Origin of the sequence: Granulibacter bethesdensis (genome assembly GCF_001889525.1) — a bacterium.
Lineage (GTDB): Bacteria > Pseudomonadota > Alphaproteobacteria > Acetobacterales > Acetobacteraceae > Granulibacter > Granulibacter bethesdensis_C.
On sequence record NZ_CP018192.1, the window covers coordinates 701,912 to 720,810 of the forward strand.

Here is an 18,899-nt window from a genome sequence, read left to right on the forward strand (position 1 = left end):
GGAGGATGGCATGGACCGTCTGACGGAATTCAGGACAGGTTGAGGCCAAGACGTATGCGGACTGCATTATTGATTGTTGTCGCACTTGGACTGGTGGCGGCCGGAGGCATCTTCGTGGGGTTGGGTATGTTTCCGCCGCAGCCGCATGTGGCGGCGGTGCAGAAGACGCTGCCCAATGATCGTTTCGATCATCACTGATCGCTCCCCCTGATGCTTTGTGTCGGAGGCTGCGGTCATGGAGCGGCATATCGAGAGTTTTCTGGAGATGCTGGCGGCCGAGCGTGGGGCAGCACGGAACACATTGCTGGCTTACGGGACTGACCTGCGCGACTGGTCCGGCTATGCCGCCCGTCACAGGGTAGATCCGTTATATGCTGAGGAGGCTGCCTTGCGTGGCTACCTCGCCGCGCAGAGCGGGGCCGGGAACGGGCCTCGCACCCAGTCGCGTCGCCTTTCTGCGCTACGGCAGTTTTACCGTTTCCTGCTGGAGCAGGGGACAAGGTCTGATGACCCCACTGCCCTGCTGGATGCGCCGAAATTGCCGCGCTCTCTGCCGAAATATCTGGATGAGGCGGAGGTCGATGCACTGTTGCAGGCGGCTCCGGCCGAGCCGGCGGCCCATGCGGCGCTGGAAATACTGTACAGCACCGGCCTGCGTGTCTCCGAAGTGCTGGCGCTGCCCGCCCGCGCCTTCCGTGGAGATGCGCCCATGATGACGGTGCGGGGCAAAGGCGGCCGGGAGAGGATGGTGCCGGTCTCAGCCGCTGCCATTGCCGCGGTCGCGGCGATGCGGAGCGGGGCGGAGCAATCACGCTGGTTGTTTCCCGGCCGTGATCCGGCAAAACCAATGACCCGACAGGGTTTTGCGTTGATGTTGAAACGGGTCGCGTTGCAGGCGGGTCTCGATCCTGCCCGGGTGTCTCCCCATGTGCTGCGGCATTGCTTCGCATCGCATTTGCTGGCGCGGGGGGCTGATCTCCGCAGCCTGCAAATGCTGCTGGGGCATGTCGATATCGCCACCACGCAGATCTATACCCATGTGTTGTCGGAGCGGTTGCGTGCACTGGTGGACTCCTGCCACCCGCTGTCCATCGCGGCAGAGGATTGAGTTCTGCTGCGGGGCGTCATGTGCATCAGATGGGTAGCGCGCCGCCCGTATGGCTGCTAAAGCCCCTGCTCATGACCCGGCATTTCCTTGAATTCGAAAAACCGATTGCGGAGCTCGAGGGCAAGATCGAAGAGCTTCGCCGCATGTCGGAGCCTGACGGCATCAATATTGCCGATGAGGTTTCCCGGCTGACCGACAAGGCTGACAAGCTGCTGCGCACAACGTACGCGAAGCTGACGCCCTGGCAGAAGGTGCAGGTAGCCCGACACCCGGAGCGTCCGAAGGCAAAGGACTACATCACCACGCTGATCAGCGATTATACGGAGCTGTCAGGCGACCGGGCCTTTGCCGATGATGCTGCCATTATCGGTGGTCTGGGCCGTTTTCAGGGCCATCCTGTCATGGTGTTGGGAACGGAGAAAGGCACCGATCTGGAAACCCGGATCAAACATAATTTCGGCTCCCCCCGGCCGGAAGGTTATCGCAAGGCGCGGCGTCTGGTGGAGCTGGCCGGTCGATTCAGATTGCCCGTGCTGACATTTGTGGATACGGCGGGTGCCTATCCCGGTGTGGATGCCGAGGCCCGTGGTCAGGCGGAAGCTATCGCACGTTCTGTCGAAGCCCTGCTGGACAGTCCTTCCCCCGTGATTGCGACGGTGATTGGTGAAGGTGGTTCCGGTGGCGCGATTGCGCTGGCCTCGGCGGATCGGGTGCTGATGCTGGAACACGCCTGGTATTCGGTGATTTCACCGGAAGCCTGCGGTTCGATCCTGTGGCGTGATGCGGCTCAGGCTTCTGTCGCGGCGGAGACCATGAAAATCACCGCCGATGATCTGCTGAAATTCGGGCTGATCGATCAGGTGGTGTATGAGCCACTGGGCGGTGCGCATCGTGCACCGGACAAGGCCATTGCCCTGACCGGTGAGGCGATTGCTGCGCAGTTGCAGCCTTTGTTGGGGCTGGAAGCGGCAGCGTTGAAGACAAGGCGGCGAGAAAAATTCCTGCGAATGGGGCGCGATACAGTGACGCACTGATCATGCTTCCATTGCTATCTGATACGCCCGGCCAGCATACTCTGGCCGGGCGTTTCTGTTTCAGAACGTGATCTTGAGGCCGCCATAGCCACCGATCGGTGCGGCCGGGCTGTAGGCACGCGGGTTGGTCGCATTGGGCGCCTGTGACAGATAGACAGATGAGGTGGGCGAGAACGTGCCGTAAGTATAATATTTCTGGTTGGTCACGTTCATGATCACGCCGAACAGCTGGACATGCGGTGTAATCTGATAGGATGTGTTCAGATTGACGACGAAGAATGCAGGCAGCTTCTCATTGGTGTTGGCGGGGTCTCCGAACAGATAGGTTCCGCTCTGACCGATACCCACCGCACCGACGATCCATTTCGGTGTCACGTTGTATGTAACGCCAACCTTGACGGTATTCTGCGGCACGCCGGGCATCCGGTTGCCGGGATTGACGGTAATGTTGCCATTCGCATCCGTCACGGGATTGCTGCCGCCATCCTCGATGAAGGTGCTCTGATAAGTCGCATCGACATAGGAGTAGTTGAGGTAGGCCATCAGGCGCCTGGTGGTGTAATCAACATGGAAATCGACACCCTGACGCCGCGTCTGCCCGACATTCTGGAAAAAGCCGCGATCCAGTGTCACGCTGTTGACGAAAGCAATGTCGTCGTCAACGTTGGTGTGAAACAGGCCGAGTTTGTAGCCCAGCTTTGCATCGGCCGTCAGATGTGTGCTGCCGCGCAGGCCGGATTCCCAAGTATGGGCAACGACCTGCTTGAGGTCCGGGTCACCGGTAAAGAAGTTCGCCAGACTGCAGGACTGCGCCGGATTGACGCAGGAAAGCTCTGCCTGTGTCGGTGCCCGGTTCGCTTCCGCATAGCTGCCGTAGAAGGTCAGCCAGGGCATGATCTTGTAGGTCAGTCCGGCTGAGGGATTGAAGCGGTTATAGACATGATTACCCGTCACATCTCCGCCGCCAATCTGGTTGATGTCGATCTGGGCGGAGTTGAAGCGCCCGGCGACGGTCAATGACAGACGATCCGTCACGTCGAACGTATCGGTCACGAACAGGCCGAAGAAATTGTTGGTCAGACCGACGCGAACCGGAACATTCTGCCCCGGTTCATCCAGCAGGACACCCGGTCCGATAAAATCGCGTGAGACGGGCGTGATGCCACCGATATAGGAGGAGCCTCCGAACATGGTGGTGGCACCGTCATAGCTGCCTCCGGCGACGAAGTGATTCTGATGGCCGAACAGATCGTCCTTATTGGTGACCTGAGCGGAGGTGCCATAGCTGTTGGTGTTGGTCGTCTGCGCATCCAGCTCGGAATAGGAATAAGGATTATTGCCGAGATAGGCTGCAATCGGTGCGCCGCCTCGTGTCGTGCTGGGCAAACCGGTATCAGAATTGCACATCAGCCCGGAGCCATCATTGCAGGGGAAGTCATTGGCCGAATTGCCGTTCATTACCCTCTGTTGGAAATAGGAATAGTAGGCGTTGCTCTGGATCGATGTATTGCGCCCGACGTCTACGTTACCGTTCACAGTCGCGAGAATGTAGCGGTTGGAGATCTGGTTGGGCGCCGTGAACTGCGCTGCCGGATCGGCTTGCAGCAGCTGGACAGGCGAGGTGCCGGGACCATTCAGAACCGAATTGGCCATGGTCAGATTGAAATGCACCTCGGCACGGTCATTACGAATGCCGACATCCCCGTAGAAATTCTGGATATCGGTTGATTGCTGGTCACGCCAGCCATCCTGATGCAGCACACTGCCGGCAAGATAAGTGGAAACGTTGCCGATACGCTTGCCGTATTGCAGATTGGCTCCCATTCGCCCGAACGATCCACCATACAGATCGATTTCTCCGCCCTGGTAGGTAAAGCCGTTTTTCATCTTGACGCTCAGGGCGCCGCCGATGGCATTCAGGCCAAACGCCGGGTTCGAGCCCTCCAGGTTCAGTGTGTCGATCGCCAGGTTGGGGATCAGATCCCAATTAACGGTATCGCCAAAAGCCTGATTGAACCGTACGCCATTGAGATAAACGGCCAGACCTTGCTCCGTTCCTTGTAGAGGGGACGCGGTAAAACCATGATATAACAGGGCGGGTTGCTGTGGATTACCTGAAGAATCGACCAGGTTGACACCTGCAACCTGCTGATTCAGCGCTCGGAGCATGTTCGGTGCACCGCGTAAGGCGATGTCTTTGGAATCCAGCACCGTTGAATCGGCCGGGACTTTGTTTTTGTCGATCCCGGATCCCAGCAATGGGGTGCTGCCAATGACGTTCAGTTCCGGAAGAGTAACAGTGCTTGCCTCTGTCGTGTCCTGCAAACCGGATGGTGCAGGCCGCACAGCCTTTGGTGACGCTGACTGAGCAAAGCCAAGGTGCGGAGCAAGGCAGGCAAAAACCGCAGCATAACCTGAGAGATTTTTTGATATTTTCATGGACCGTTCCCTCCTTTTTCTGTTTTTGAAAGACATCAGGGAGCGGTCAATTGCGTAAAATGCTTCATAGATCGCATAAAATGATGGAAATCATTTTGGGATCGATAAGTTATTCAATTGTCACATTTTTTGCCGATGATTGTGAGGCAAGCATAATTTTAAATAATGCTTTAAGAAGGCTTTATGAGAACAGAGGTGGGGCTTTGTTGCATAGTCATTGATTGCGGGTCAGCCTCCTGCCAGACATAAGCGGGTCCATTATCATGCGGTTGCCAACTGCATTCTGGCGCTAAGCCACAGACGTTTCCGCCAAGTCGGCAGCTTCCTGGTATAGTCAGCCGCTCTGCCAGCAAGGGCATGAAAAAGGACAATACATAGTTTCAAAGTTTATCAACAATATGAATTGTATTTTATAATTAAATTATAAATATATAATTACAATATAAAACATTAAAAATATCTTTTACGTAAAAGATGATTTTAATTTATATAATGATCTATCGTATGTTTATTCAAATATTTAATCGTGTAATATAAAGATAGGCCGGCTCTGTTTTTAATAATGATTATCAATTAACCTTGGTGAGGAAATATTGATTTAAGTAAATTTATATTGAATGATCATTCAATATAAATAAAACAAGCAATTGTTTGACGCAATTGTGTAATTTATTCATTGTGTTTGTCGTTTTTATCCAAGCTGGCAGACGCTTTCTTAAGGTTACATCCATAGATCGATGCCAGAATAAAATATCGGCTATGCTGAAAAACGAAGTGGCATCCAACGGCGATACAGACTCTCACTTTAAGAGAGCCGCCGAAGTCAAGCAGGGGAAAGTCAACGCACGGCCGTGAGTGGGTGAGTTTGGCTGGCTTCACACTGCCGAGCGATGCGCGGGGAAACGTGCACTATGTGGACTATATTCAAGAGAGTATCGGCACATTCGATATGCGAGCGTGCCTGGACTGTCAGCGGCTTGGTCTGTGGCGTGGCGGTCATTTTCGCACCGATGCAAGGCTGGGCTGATCAGGTTCTGTATGATTCACGTGGTACGCGGATTCAGGCTTTTATGGAGCTGGGCGGTGTGATCATGAATGGCGCTAATATAAACTTTGGCGCCGGTTCGATTGTCTATCATGATGGACGTCCGGTCGCCAATCGCGGGCCTGTGACGGCCGAGCTATATTTCAAACCGGGCGTCATGGTGTCCCACCATTTCAATATTGGAACGTTATACGGGTCGGTCAATGCCATCGGTACCAAAACGGTCGGGCATGGCGATTTCGAGCAGTTTTCGCAGACCGGGCATGAGCCTTTCTACATGGGGGTGGAGGAAGCCTATCTGGGATTTGAAACCAATCTTGCTTCTGGTGGCGGCAAGGATGTTGTCGCCATTCAGGGCGGAAGACAGGTTTTCAAAATCGATGATGGCTTTCTCGTTGGTCGCGGAACATACAATACAGGCGGACGTGCGGCATGGTGGTATGCGCCCCGTATGGCGTTCTCGGGTCCGGGGGTGATCAAGTTTGATGGACATCCCGTGCGCGCCGATATCTTCGCGCTGGAAGTCAATTCCGATGCGGGCCTGACATATGGTTTCGATCGGCCCAGAAGCAGTTTCGCAGGCTTCGATGTCACACTGTTCCGCAGCAAGCCGGGCCTTGACGGCGCACCAACCTATGCCAATCGCGAGGCATATGTGACGCTGACCTACTTCAATATTTATGACTCCGACAAATCCAGCACCTATAATTACACCAGCCGCGCCAATCGTGACGGCATGAATGTTTATTCGCTGAGTTTCGGCGGCTCATTCGTTCCCATCAAGGCATTGGGAATCAGAAAGAACTTTACGCTCTATGGCCAATATGTCGGTGAACAGAACAGCAATGCCAGCCAAGGGTACCAGAGCGTTGATGCGTATGCCTATTATATAGAGCCAGGCTACAGTTTTTCTGATCTTCCATGGTCGCCCTCGGTCTATTACCGTCGCACCACCTATAGCGGTGAGAATAATCCCAAAGGAACGGTCAAGCACTCTTATGATCCGCTGTTTCTCTATAATGGCTCCCGCAAACTGTATGGCGGATATTTTTCGGGCGAGGTCGTTGGTGAATATCTGATGGGATATTCAGGATATGATGTTAATCAGGTCGGCATCACCCTTAATCCGCCTTTTCACGTTTTCAAGCATGATGACAAGACGGCTTTCAACATCATCTACTATAATGTTCTTATGAATCATCCTTCGCAGTACGGCCTGAATACCGGCAGTAACAAGTATAGCGATGAGGTGGATGTCTCGGTCAACTATCAGTATAGCCCGACTATCTCCGGTGCCATGCTGGCAGGTGTTGCATTTCCCGGCCGTAATGGCCTTGCCAATGTCGCGAGTTATCAGCCCGCAACCGGTAACCAGCCTGTCGTCGGCGGCAATGCCTATGTGCTTGAGGCTTTTATCTACACGCGGTTCTGAGCAGGGAACGCGCCGGTGAACCAAAAAAACGGGGCAATGAAGGCCCCGTTTTTCATTTCTTATTCAGAAAAATGAGCGTTTTCAGCCAAGCCTGCCGTGGCAGTGCTTGTATTTTTGTCCGGACCCGCACGGGCAGGGAGCATTGCGAGGAACATTGATCCATGTGGAAGGATCATTGAAATCAATCCCCTCTATATCTGCATAGGCAGCGGAAAACATCGCAGGTGGAGGAGGGGGCAGGGGAATATCCTCTCCGTTCGGGCCGACAGCCATACGGATGCTGACGGGTTCGGGATGGCTTTCCACGAATTGGCTGGCGCTGCTGACGAAAGGATCGGCGCTGGCCGGCGGGGGGGCGCCGAATTCCACCTGCGCCAGAATAGCGGTTACGCGTTCCTTCAGCTCATCCAGCATCGCATTGAACAGAGAAAAAGCCTCGCTCTTGTATTCATTGAGCGGATCGCGCTGGCCATAGGCGCGCAGGCCGATGCCCTGACGAAGCTGGTCAAGCAGCAGCAGATGTTCTTTCCACACCTGATCCAGCGTTTGCAGCAGCAAGGCCTTCTCGATATAGCGCATGGCATCGGCCCCGGCATGGGCGGCCTTCACATCCATCAACTCTGTGGCGGCAGCCTGAACGCGGCGGCGCATTTCCGCTTCGTCAACACCTTCCTCACGCCCCCATTCCTCGACAGGAAGATCGGCATTCAGCAACGCGCGCAGGCCGGCGGCCAGACCGGCTGTATCCCATTGCTCCTGAAAGGCGCGCTCGGGGATATGGCGGGTGATCAGGGTGTCGATCACTTCTTCCCGCATATCCGTGACGGTCTCGCTCACATCATCGGCGTTCATGAATTCGCGGCGCTGGGCGTAGACCTCCTTGCGCTGGTCATTCATCACGTCGTCGTATTTCAGCACGTTCTTGCGCATATCGAAGTTGCGGGCCTCGACTTTCTTCTGCGCTTTTTCCAGGGCCTTGTTGATCCAGGGATGGATGATCGCCTCGCCATCCTTCAGCCCGAGACGTTGCAGCATCGCGCCCATGCGGTCACTGCCGAAGATGCGCATCAGATCATCTTCCAGCGACAGGAAGAAGCGGGATTCGCCCGGATCGCCCTGCCGGCCGGAGCGGCCACGAAGCTGATTATCAATGCGGCGGCTTTCATGGCGTTCCGTGCCGATCACGAACAGGCCACCGGCCTTGCGCACGGCTTCATGCGCTTCCTGCACTTCCTGTTCGATCCGGGCGATCGCGGCGTCGCGTTCCGGTCCTTCCGGCATATCCGCAAGCTCGGTCTGGATCCGTGCCTCGGCATTGCCGCCGAGTTTGATGTCGGTGCCGCGCCCGGCCATGTTGGTGGCGATGGTGACACGGCCCGGCGCACCGGCTTCGGCAACAATGATCGCCTCACGCTCGTGCTGCTTGGCGTTCAGCAATTCGGCCGGGATGCGCTTCTGATCCAGCAACTGCTTGATTACTTCGCTCTTTTCGATGGAGGTCGTGCCCACCAGAACAGGCTGGCCGCGTGTACGGATTTCCTCGATCAGATTGGCGACGGCCTCATATTTCTCACGTGCGGTGCGATAGACTTCGTCATCGCCATCCTTGCGCTGGACCGGCAGGTTGGTGGGAACCGCCAGCACATCGAGCTTGTAGATCTCCGCGAATTCATCCGCCTCGGTCAATGCGGTGCCTGTCATGCCCGCCAGTTTCGGATACATGCGGAAGTAGTTCTGGAAGGTGATGGAGGCCAGCGTCTGGTTTTCCTGCTGGACGGTTACATGTTCCTTGGCTTCCAGCGCCTGGTGCAACCCTTCGGAGTAGCGGCGGCCATCCATCATGCGGCCGGTGAATTCGTCGATGATGATCACTTTGTCGTCGCGGACAATATATTCGACGTTCCGTTCGAACAGGGTATGGGCCCGCAGCGATTGCTGCACATGGTGCAGAACGGTGATGTTGAAGGTGTCGTAAAGATTTCCGTCGGTCAGGATGCCGCTTGCATGCAGCATCTCCTCGACCTTTTCCGATCCGGCTTCGGTCAGGTGTACGCTGCGCTGCTTTTCGTCTTTTTCGAAAGTAGCCGGGTCTTTTACCAGCTCCCTGACCACTGCATCGACCGAGCGATAAAGGTCAGAGCTGTCTTCCGCCGGGCCGGAGATGATAAGCGGGGTACGGGCCTCATCGATCAGGATGCTGTCGACTTCGTCGACGATGGCATAGGTGAAGTCGCGCTGGACCATATCCTCCAGCCGGTACTTCATGTTGTCGCGCAGGTAATCGAACCCGAATTCGTTATTGGTGCCATAGGTGATGTCGGCATGGTAAGCGGCACGGCGTTCATGCTCTTCCTGCCCATGCACCACGATGCCGGTAGACAGACCGAGGAAGCTGTACAGCTGCCCCATTGTTTCCGCATCGCGGCGGGCGAGGTAGTCATTCACCGTCACCACATGGACGCCCTGTCCGGTCAGGGCGTTGAGATAGACAGGCAGGGTGGCCACCAGCGTCTTGCCTTCGCCGGTCCGCATTTCGGCGATCTTGCCGTCATGCAGCACCATGCCGCCGATCAGCTGGACGTCGAAATGACGCATGCCGAAAACACGTTTCGATGCCTCCCGCACTGTGGCGAAGGCTTCGGGGAGGATACCGTCCAGCGTGGCGCCCTCCGCGAGCTTCTGTTTTAGCAGGATGGTGCGGGCCTGTAGTTCTGCATCCGTCAGCGCGGCGAGTTCGGGTTCCAGGGCATTGACCTGCTGCACCCGCCGCTGATACTCGCGCAGGGAGCGATCATTGCTGGAGCCGAAGATGGAGCGGACGAGTCTCGCGAACATCGAAGTGCTTTCCGGATAAGGATTCCGTGCCGGCCCGGAGCCCGGCACGGAGTGAGAGCCAGTGGATGGTGAGCCTGACAGACCCATCATCAGCCGCTTCAGATAGGACCCGTCGCGGGCCGGGTCAACGCAGCGGCCCTGTCGGGGGACGGGATAAAGTGGAAAACAGCCTTCCGAAGCATGATGGTACGGTTATCTTGTAAGGTTTCTCCCATCCCCCCGCTTGAGTGAAGGCGCGGCATTCGTCATGATCCAGCCGCAAGCTTGCGGGGTGTATGGCCGAGAGGCGATATCCTCGCCGCCCGTCAAGAACCAAGGAACGTCCATGACTTTTTATCCCACGGTGTCCCGTTGCTTCAGCAGCACGCGGAGTCGGACTTTACTGGCCGCCGCCCTGCTGGCCGGGAGCGCCGGGCTTTCCGTCACCGCAGCACAGGCTGATGACGCAGCCTCCGCCCAGAAGGCGGCACCGCCCCCGAGCACGGTCGTCGGCCGTGTCAATGGCGCCGACATTCATCTGGGGGATCTGGAGGATGCCGCCCGCAATCTGCCGGAACAGATGCGTCAGGCCCCGCCGCAGGTCATCTACCCGATCCTGCTGAACCAGATGCTCCAGCGTGAGGCGCTGGTTCAGGCGGCCCGCAAGGAAGGTCTGGACAAGAAGCCGGATGTCGCAGCCGATATGAAGCGGGCTGCCAATCAGACGCTTCAGAACGATTATATCCGTGAGCATGTCGGCCCGCTGCTGACCGATGAGGCGCTGCGGAAGAAATTCGACAAGGAACTGGCTGGCAAGCCGGGTGAGGAAGAAGTCCATGCCCGCCACATTCTGGTGCCGACCGAGGATGAGGCGAAGCGCATCATCGCCGAGCTGAAGGCGGGCGGCGATTTCGCCAAGATTGCCAAGGAACGCAGCAAGGATCCGGGCGCTGCGAATGGTGGGGATCTGGGGTTCTTCAAGCAGGCCGATATGGTGCCGGAATTCAGCAAGGCGGCCTTCGCGCTGAAGAATAATGAAGTCTCCCCCACGCCGGTGCATACCCAGTTCGGCTGGCACGTGATCCAGACGCTGGAACATCGTCGTGCTCCGGCCCAGACTTTCGAGCAGGCGCGTGATCAGCTCCGTCAGCAGGTGATTCAGGACGGGGTGAAAGATCTTGTCACGAACGCCATGAAGGGCGCGAAGGTTGAACGCTTCAACCCTGATGGTTCCGTGCCGAAGCCGGAGGCTGCCCCTGCGGCCCCTGCTCCCGCGAAGAACTGAGCCATGACTCATCCGGTTTCTCCTTTGGCCGTCACGCTGCCTGAGATGCCGCCTCTGCCGGGTGTCAGGCTTGGTGCGGCGGCAGCTGGTATCCGCTATAAGGGCCGCACCGATCTGGTCATGGTGGAGCTGGCACAAGGCACAACTGTTGCGGGGGTATTTACCCGCAACAAATGTCCCGGCGCACCGATCGGCTGGTGCCGGGAGGCACTGAAGGGCGGCCATGCGCGGGGGCTGGTGGTCAACGCTGGCAATGCCAATGTTTTCACCGGTCGCGCCGGGGAAGAAGCGGCTCGCCGCAGCGCTGAAGCGGCGGCAAAGTTGCTCGGCTGTGCGGAGGAGGAAGTTTTTCTGGCCTCCACCGGCGTGATTGGCGAGCAACTGCCTTATGAGCGGATTGTCTCCGCTCTTCCCGCCCTGCATACGGCGCTGACCGAGGACACATGGCATGATGCCGCGCGTGGCATCATGACCACCGATACCTTTCCCAAGGGAGCGGTCCGTACTGCGAAGATCGGCGGAAAGACGGTGCGCATTCAGGGGATTGCCAAGGGCAGCGGTATGATCGCCCCGGATATGGCGACCATGCTTTGCTTCGTGTTTACGGACGCGGCCATTCCCGCGGCGGCTTTGCAGTCCATGTTGGGCAAGGCAGTCAAAACCAGTTTCAACCGCATCACGGTGGACAGTGATACCTCCACCAGTGACACAGTGCTGCTATTCGCGACTGGCCAGGCCAATCATCCTGGCGTCCCGGAAACAGGCGGTCCAGCCCTGCGCGATTTTGCGCGTGCCTTGTCTGAAATTTTGCTCGATCTTGCTCTTCAGGTGGTACGGGACGGCGAAGGCGCGCAGAAGCTGATCCGGATCGATGTCGAAGGTGCTGTCAGCAATGGTTCCGCCGAGAAAATCGCCATGTCCATCGCCAATTCCCCGCTGGTGAAAACGGCTGTTGCCGGAGAAGATGCGAACTGGGGTCGCATCGTGATGGCAGTCGGCAAGGCAGGTGAGCCGGCGGATCGCGACAAGCTTGGTGTTGCGGTTGGCGGCGTATGGATGGCCCGCAATGGCGGTGTGATCGACGGATATGACGAGGCTCCGGTTGTGGCCCATATGAAAGGCCGGGCAATCAATATTGCGGTCGATCTTGGTCTCGGCAAAGGCCGGGCGACTGCCTGGACCTGCGATCTGACGCACGGTTACATCGACATCAACGGCTCCTACAGGAGCTGACAGGGTGGCGGATGAAGCGCGGCCGGAAAGGCCTCCGTTCAGCTTTCGGGCACGGAGCAGCGGTGCTGAGATAGCCCGTTCGCCATCGAGTCAGACTTCATCCGAAACACCTGCCTTCAAGCCGCTCCGCACGGAGCGCCTTATTCTGCGTCCATTTTCCCCCGAAGATGCGCCGGCCCTGCACCGGTTGATCAATGATTGGGAAATCAGTCGCACTTTGGCAGAAGTTCCGTTCCCTTATCCGCGCAGTCTGGCCGATGAGTGGATCGGTTCCACCTTGCAGGGTATCAGGGAGGGAACCGCCTGGCATCTCGGCATTACCGGTCATGAAGGCTATGAGCCAGCCCCCAAGGAGACCCTGATCGGCGGGGTCGGCCTGCGTCTGCTGCCGGAAGGTCGCGGCAGTCTCCGGCAGGCTGGACGGGCGGCGAGCATTGGCTACTGGGTCGGACGGCGTTTCTGGGGGCATGGGGTGGCGACCGAGGCGGTCGGCAGGCTGTGCCGCTGGGCCATGGCCAATCTGCCGATCAACCGGCTGGAAGCGACGGCTGACCGCGATAATCTGGCCTCGATCGCAGTGCTGAAGCGAATTGGTTTCCGGGAAGTCGGGGCGGGCGTGAAACCCTTTCGCTCCCGGGCCGGAGAAGTGCCGGTGCTGCATTTCGAGGCGCTGCGGGACGATCTGTTCGGAGTGCCCGATGCGGGCCTGCCGCGTGGGCGGGAACAGGTAACACCGCCACAATCGGGCATCATGCCGGGCATGGCGCCTGCCAATCTGCCAGTCCTGCTGGTGGTCGCGGCGGCGCTGGTGAACGCTCAGGGAGAGATCCTGCTGGCCCGTCGTCCGGAAGGGCGCAGCATGGCGGGGCTGTGGGAGTTCCCAGGTGGCAAGGTGGAACCCGGTGAGACCCCTGAACAGGCCCTGATCCGTGAATTGCGGGAGGAACTGGGTGTAGATGCCTCTGCCGGATGTCTGGCCCCTCTCGCCTTTGCCAGCCATGCGTATGAAAAATTTCATCTTTTGATGCCGCTTTACGCATGCCGTCGCTGGCAGGGTGTGCCGAGACCAAGAGAAGAGCAGGCTCTGGCATGGGTGCTGCCGGATCAACTCGACCGTTACCCGATGCCGGCGGCTGATATACCGCTCATCCCTATATTGCGGGATCTGCTCTAAGCCTGCACTCTGACTGCATGAGTCATACATCTTCTGCGCAAGGCGCATGTCTGCTGGTGATCGGTAACGAGATTCTCTCGGGCCGTACGCAAGACAGGAATATCCAGTTTCTGGCTCGTGCATTGGGCGAGCATGGGTTGCCGCTGCGGGAGGTCAGGGTCATTCCGGATATCCGGGAAACCATTATCGCCACTGTGAATGAAACCCGTGCCCGTTTTGCTCATGTGCTGACCACGGGTGGTATCGGCCCTACTCATGATGACATTACCAGCGAATGTGTGGCGGCGGCTTTCGGTGTTCCGTGGGAGCCTCATCCGGAAGCATGGGCCTTGATGGAGGCGCATTATCCGCCGGGTGGCTTCAACCCGGCGCGTCAGCGCATGGCGACAATGCCGAGAGGGGCGAGGCTGATCGCCAATCCGGTTTCTCTCGCGCCGGGATTCAGTATTGGGAATGTGCATGTCATGGCCGGTATCCCAGCCGTTATGCAGGCGATGTTTCAGGATCTGGTCAAGCGTCTGCCTGCGGGGTTGCCCGTATTATCCCGCAGTGTTCATGCCTGGGATATTGCAGAAGGCACGATTGCTGCTGATCTGACGATTTTACAGATGCGTTGGCCTGATGTGGAAATAGGAAGTTATCCGTTCCAGAAAGAGGAAAACGGAAAGCGGATTTATGGCATCGCGATTGTTGCGAAAGGAACCAATGCCAGAAAGCTGGATGATGTTGCTGCTGCTGTAATGGAATTGTTCGAAACATTTAATGTCTCTCCTGTTTTAGGAGAATTGGATCGAACATCTTGAAAAACAATATGAATACTTTATTTGTATCGGTTGTAATTTACTGTGCTGATTTTTCATAAAAATCATAATATATCTACAAATATCTGCGTATTTATTTCAGGGGCTGAATCGGATGTCTAATTCTTCCAATGGGGTGCCAAGCTGGAATATTTATTCCGGCTCTGCTGAATCAGTGACGATCCCGCTTCTTTTTTATTCCAATGGCCAATATGTCACGCCGGACTTCAGTCAGTTTACGGCAACTGGTACGCTGAATGTCAGGGTTTGGGTAGTTGGATTGGCCGGGCAGGCAGCCAACGGGGCATTAACCGCAGCCCCCGTACCCGCTGTCTCTACGCAGGCGATCAGCAACATGACATCGACCTTTGTGGTTGATACCGGCTCTTTCCCGACTGTCATGCCACTGAGTTTAGTTCAGGCTGCATTGCCCGGTTTTACGGAGGCGCAGTTGCAGACCTATCCTCCTGGTTCTCTCACCTATAGCAGCGATAATGTCAGTATTACTGGCTACTACGTGCCGCTGACTCTGGCTTTTGCCGATGCAACCGATAACGGTGGGCAGCCACTGACGACGACGTTCAAGGTGCTTGTCTCCGACACCAGCCATGCGCATATGATGGGTTTGCGCTTCGATTATGATTCGACGACGCAGCAAAACTATACTTCCGCCTACAGCGCTCTCATGAATCTTGCCCCGATGCAGTCGGGGGCTATGTCGCGTGGCTATATCGTCAGTCAGGCTGGTCTTACTGTCGGGCTGAATCAGGCGAACGCGGGCAGCGGGTGGGCTTTCACCAAACTTGCTCCGGCATCGCAATCCGGTGATTGGCTGGCACCGCCGGTGACGGTTACCGTGAATGGCAAGGTACTGCCGGCAGGCTCAGTGTTGATTGATACCGGCCTGAATGAAATGTTCCTGAAATATGAGGGCGGAAGCAGGCTGCCTGCAAACAGCACCATTACTCTTTCCATGTTGGGAACGGGCGGTGCTGTACAATATTCATTCAATACCGGGACACCCACCGGTGTGGCGCCTTCTGTTGTCAGATCAGGCAATTCATCGACTGGTACTTTTGTGAACACCGGCCTGCATGCTCTGGCAGGCTTCGATGTTCTTTACGATGCAGCGAACGGGCTGTTTGGATTAAGGGCGAATGGTCACTCGCCCCAATCATCGGTCTCGTTCGATCCGGTTTTCTCACTGTCCGGAAATATGAGCGTTCAGGCTGGTTTTCAATCTTCCCAATCCATTCTCTTGACAGGCCCGGCAACCTTGCAGGGGACCGGAAGCATATCCCTGGATGGTACGATCTCCGGCAACGGGCTCCTGACGGTGAAAGCCCCCGGGACTGTGACTTTGTCAGGCAATAATACGTATAGTGGCGGTACGGTTCTGGACGGGACCACCGTTGCTGTGAAATGGAATTCCAGCCTGGGAACAGGCGGCGTTGCAATGGCTGCGGGTTCGGCGAATGCCTTGTTTCTGAACAACGGCAACGCCACGGTCTGGAGTGCAGGCGCAGATACGATCAGCGCTGGCATGACATCGGTTCAGGTAGCGGCCAGCGGGGCCGGTAAGCTCACCTTTGTAGGAGGAAATGGGGCCTCCAAGATTTACGGGGGAGGTGGCGCCATGACCGTTTTCGGTGGTGCGGGAGAGGGTGTGGTCGCTGCTGGTGGTGCAGGCAGCGTGATCGTCAACGGTTCGGGCAACACCACGGTCACCGGGGGTGGCGGGAACGCCATTTATGGCGGGAGCGGAGAGGCTCTGGTTTTCGGTGGTGCGCAGGGTGCCAATAACATCCTTGGAGGAAGTGGCAGCAGCACCGTTGTCGGGCAGTCAGGAGATCATATGGTCGGGGGGGCCGGCAAGATGCTGATCTTTGGCAGTAACAACGCTACAGATACGATTATCGGTGGCAATGCAACGACCGTGATGGGCGGCAATGCGGGCACGCAGCTTCTTTCCAATGGAAACACTGTGTTCTGGGGTGGTTCTGGAAATGACATGCTCTGGGGTGGCGCGGGCATTACAATCGCGACGCTGGGAAGCGGCAACGATACCACCTATATCGGCAGTGGTGCCATGAGCATTGCCGGAGGATCCGGCCAAGATATTTACACCGTCACTGCCGGGCAGGCCGGTGGATCGGCGGTGATCTTTGATTTTAATCCAGGCCAGGATTCGCTGGTGCTGGAAGGCTATGATACCGCGAGCATCGTCAAGACCGTCCAACCGGGTTATGTGACACTCAGCCTGCCCGATCAGACGATGTTGACATTCGTGGGGGCGGACCCGGCAAGCCTTCCTGGCCGGTCGATAACCTGATCTGCTCTGGATGCTGGTTCAGGCGGCGTTGATCGCCGCCTGTTCTTCCGGAGTGCGCAGGCTCAGGACCAGGGCATGCAGCCCGCCTGCGAATTCAGCCTCCAGAGCCTCATGCACGGCGCGGGAGCGCTGGACGCGGGATATGCCGTGGAAAGTCTCAGAGATCAGCGTCACTTTGAAATGTGTTTCTCCCGTGCTGGCTGGGCCTCGGCTCTGATGACGGAGTCCGGCATGGCCTGCATGGCGGGCACTGTCATCCTGCACATCGAGATGGACCGGGGTAAAGCGGGCGCGTAAAACGTCTTCGATCCGTTGTGCGCGGCTGCCTGTAAGGGGAGCATGTTCCTGTGTCATAAGGGAAGTATCGCTTTTTTTGCTGTTCTGAGAAAGAGTCTCAGGCGATATTGAACAGGATAGGCACGGGATGGGTTGCGTTTCGTGCCTCCCGTTGCACATAAGAGGACATGATGGCCAGACGCGCTCCGCGAACGAGGGCCTACGCGCCCGATCCGGACGCGCCGACCCGTGACTGTGACATGGCTGGCTGCAACATGCCGGCCGCTTATCGTGCACCAAAATCAAGGACCGAACTACGCCATTACTGGTGGTTCTGTCTGGAGCATGTGCGCGCCTACAATGCATCGTGGGATTTTTATAAGGGAATGAGCCCAGGGCAGATTGAGGCGCATCTGCGGGCTGATACCGCATGGCAGCGGCCGAGCTGGCCTTTGGGCCAAAACGGTGCTCCCGTTGCGCCGGAAGATTTATTGCGTGATCCGTTAGGCGTGCTGCGCGATGGCGCGGCTGCTGCCACCCGCCGTAAAAAACCGGAGGAGGAGCGGCCCCCCAAAGAATTACGGGAGCCGCTGATGATCATGAGTCTGCCCTGGCCTGTGACCTGGGACGATATCAGAAGCCGCTACAAGGAACTGGCCAAGAGGTATCACCCGGATGCCAACGGAGGCAGCCGTGAGGCCGAGGAGCGGCTGAAAGTCATCAACCAGGCCTATGCCACGCTGCGGCGGGGTCTGGCCGGGGAACCCGCCCGGAATGGAGATGCTGCCGAACAGGCTGCCTGATTCGTGCTACGCCATTCTACCGGTTTTGCCTCTCTTTCCTTATGACGTTACCGTGCTTCCTTCTTGAGACAGGACGAGTTCGCTGATGACCAAGGTTGCCGCCATCTCCGAAACAAGGGATCCGGAGGAAGGGATTGCCCCAACTTCTGCATTGACCGTCCCCGACATTACTCTCCGTGTGAGAGAGGTGTTCGGCATTGATTCCGATATGGAGGTGCCCGCCTTCTCAATCCGGACCGAACATGTGCCGGAGGCGGACCCGACCTATCGCTTCGATCCGGAGACGACGCTGGCCCTGCTGGCAGGGTATGCTCATAATCGCCGGGTGATGGTTCAGGGCTATCATGGTACCGGCAAGTCCACCCATATCGAGCAGGTGGCGGCGCGGCTCAACTGGCCCTGTATCCGCGTCAATCTGGACAGCCATATCAGCCGTATCGACCTGATCGGCAAGGATGCCATCGTGCTGAAGGATGGTCGTCAGGTCACCGAATTCCGCGAGGGAATTCTTCCCTGGGCATTACAGCATGCCTGTGCGCTGGTGTTCGATGAATACGATGCGGGTCGCCCGGATGTGATGTTCGTGATCCAGCGCGTACTGGAGGTCGAGGGCAAGCTCACCCTGCTGGACCAGAATCGCGTCATCCGCCCGCATCCTTCCTTCCGTCTGTTCGCGACGGCGAATACAGTCGGGTTGGGCGATACGACCGGGCTGTATCATGGCACGCAGCAGATCAATCAGGGTCAGATGGACCGTTGGAACATAGTCACCACTCTGAATTATCTGCCGCATGCGCAGGAGACGGAGATCGTACTGGCCAAAATGGGCGTGGACGGATCGAAAAATCCGCAGGCGCGCAAGGAGGTCGAAAGCATGGTGGCTCTGGCGGAGCTGACCCGGGCAGGCTTCATCAATGGCGATATTTCCACGGTGATGTCACCACGGACGGTCATTACCTGGGCCCAGAATGCCCGGATTTTCAAGGATCTCGGCTTTGCGTTCCGCGTCACCTTTCTGAACAAATGCGATGAGGCAGAGCGCACCACCGTGGCCGAATATTATCAGCGCTGCTTCAACGAGGATATTCCGACCGGTCTGTTCAACCGGAAAGCCTTCTGATCGC

At 57.2% G+C, this 18,899-nt stretch carries 14 protein-coding genes; 11 read left to right on the forward strand and 3 right to left on the reverse strand.

Going from position 1 to position 18,899, the window contains the following annotated elements:
* Nucleotides 1–54 precede the first annotated feature (54 nt).
* The 3 genes from GbCGDNIH6_RS12565 (at nt 55) to GbCGDNIH6_RS03210 (ending at nt 2,142) form a co-directional block, all read left to right on the forward strand.
* Nucleotides 55–198, forward strand: coding sequence for a hypothetical protein (locus GbCGDNIH6_RS12565; protein WP_172822884.1), 144 nt, complete (start codon nt 55–57; stop codon nt 196–198).
* A gap of 37 nt (nt 199–235) precedes the next feature.
* A complete protein-coding gene (locus tag GbCGDNIH6_RS03205; protein WP_072562818.1) occupies nt 236–1,108 on the forward strand; it encodes a tyrosine recombinase in 873 nt (290 codons plus the stop codon).
* Nucleotides 1,109–1,179: 71 nt separating this feature from the next.
* The gene (locus GbCGDNIH6_RS03210) at nt 1,180–2,142 is read left to right on the forward strand and encodes an acetyl-CoA carboxylase carboxyltransferase subunit alpha (RefSeq protein ID WP_072564296.1); all 963 of its coding nucleotides are present in this window, start codon (nt 1,180–1,182) and stop codon (nt 2,140–2,142) included.
* A 60-nt stretch (nt 2,143–2,202) separates the two neighbouring features.
* On the opposite strand, the gene GbCGDNIH6_RS03215 is transcribed toward GbCGDNIH6_RS03210, so the two are convergent.
* Complete coding sequence (locus tag GbCGDNIH6_RS03215) at nt 2,203–4,581, reverse strand: TonB-dependent receptor family protein (RefSeq protein ID WP_198355799.1); 2,379 nt, start codon at nt 4,579–4,581, stop codon at nt 2,203–2,205.
* Nucleotides 4,582–5,570: 989 nt separating this feature from the next.
* Here GbCGDNIH6_RS03215 and GbCGDNIH6_RS03220 point away from each other — a divergent pair.
* Nucleotides 5,571–7,058, forward strand: coding sequence for an alginate export family protein (locus GbCGDNIH6_RS03220; protein ID WP_081369934.1), 1,488 nt, complete (start codon nt 5,571–5,573; stop codon nt 7,056–7,058).
* Between the two features lie 81 nt (nt 7,059–7,139).
* On the opposite strand, the gene secA is transcribed toward GbCGDNIH6_RS03220, so the two are convergent.
* Nucleotides 7,140–9,893, reverse strand: coding sequence for a preprotein translocase subunit SecA (secA, locus tag GbCGDNIH6_RS03225; protein WP_072564298.1), 2,754 nt, complete (start codon nt 9,891–9,893; stop codon nt 7,140–7,142).
* Nucleotides 9,894–10,218: 325 nt separating this feature from the next.
* Here secA and GbCGDNIH6_RS03230 point away from each other — a divergent pair, with 325 nt between their 5' ends.
* The 5 genes from GbCGDNIH6_RS03230 (at nt 10,219) to GbCGDNIH6_RS03250 (ending at nt 16,696) form a co-directional block, all read left to right on the forward strand.
* The gene (locus GbCGDNIH6_RS03230) at nt 10,219–11,157 is read left to right on the forward strand and encodes a peptidylprolyl isomerase (RefSeq protein WP_072548246.1); all 939 of its coding nucleotides are present in this window, start codon (nt 10,219–10,221) and stop codon (nt 11,155–11,157) included.
* Nucleotides 11,158–11,160: 3 nt separating this feature from the next.
* Nucleotides 11,161–12,390, forward strand: coding sequence for a bifunctional glutamate N-acetyltransferase/amino-acid acetyltransferase ArgJ (gene argJ, locus GbCGDNIH6_RS03235; RefSeq protein ID WP_072562820.1), 1,230 nt, complete (start codon nt 11,161–11,163; stop codon nt 12,388–12,390).
* Between the two features lie 4 nt (nt 12,391–12,394).
* Nucleotides 12,395–13,564 carry a bifunctional GNAT family N-acetyltransferase/(deoxy)nucleoside triphosphate pyrophosphohydrolase gene (locus tag GbCGDNIH6_RS03240; protein ID WP_081369935.1) on the forward strand — a complete coding sequence of 390 codons (1,170 nt, stop codon included), beginning with the start codon at nt 12,395–12,397 and terminating at the stop codon, nt 13,562–13,564.
* A 17-nt stretch (nt 13,565–13,581) separates the two neighbouring features.
* The gene (locus tag GbCGDNIH6_RS03245) at nt 13,582–14,367 is read left to right on the forward strand and encodes a competence/damage-inducible protein A (protein WP_072562821.1); all 786 of its coding nucleotides are present in this window, start codon (nt 13,582–13,584) and stop codon (nt 14,365–14,367) included.
* Between the two features lie 112 nt (nt 14,368–14,479).
* A complete protein-coding gene (locus GbCGDNIH6_RS03250; protein WP_072562822.1) occupies nt 14,480–16,696 on the forward strand; it encodes a beta strand repeat-containing protein in 2,217 nt (738 codons plus the stop codon).
* Nucleotides 16,697–16,714: 18 nt separating this feature from the next.
* Here GbCGDNIH6_RS03250 and GbCGDNIH6_RS03255 read toward each other — a convergent pair whose 3' ends face one another.
* Entirely contained in the window at nt 16,715–17,050 is a 336-nt protein-coding gene (locus GbCGDNIH6_RS03255) for a BolA family protein (RefSeq protein WP_072562823.1), read from the reverse strand.
* A gap of 110 nt (nt 17,051–17,160) precedes the next feature.
* Here GbCGDNIH6_RS03255 and GbCGDNIH6_RS03260 point away from each other — a divergent pair, with 110 nt between their 5' ends.
* Both GbCGDNIH6_RS03260 and cobS read left to right on the forward strand, forming a co-directional pair.
* Nucleotides 17,161–17,775 carry a J domain-containing protein gene (locus GbCGDNIH6_RS03260; RefSeq protein ID WP_072562824.1) on the forward strand — a complete coding sequence of 205 codons (615 nt, stop codon included), beginning with the start codon at nt 17,161–17,163 and terminating at the stop codon, nt 17,773–17,775.
* Nucleotides 17,776–17,860: 85 nt separating this feature from the next.
* On the forward strand, nt 17,861–18,895 hold the full coding sequence (cobS, locus tag GbCGDNIH6_RS03265) for a cobaltochelatase subunit CobS (protein ID WP_072562825.1): 1,035 nt from the start codon (nt 17,861–17,863) through the stop codon (nt 18,893–18,895).
* Nucleotides 18,896–18,899 lie beyond the last annotated feature (4 nt).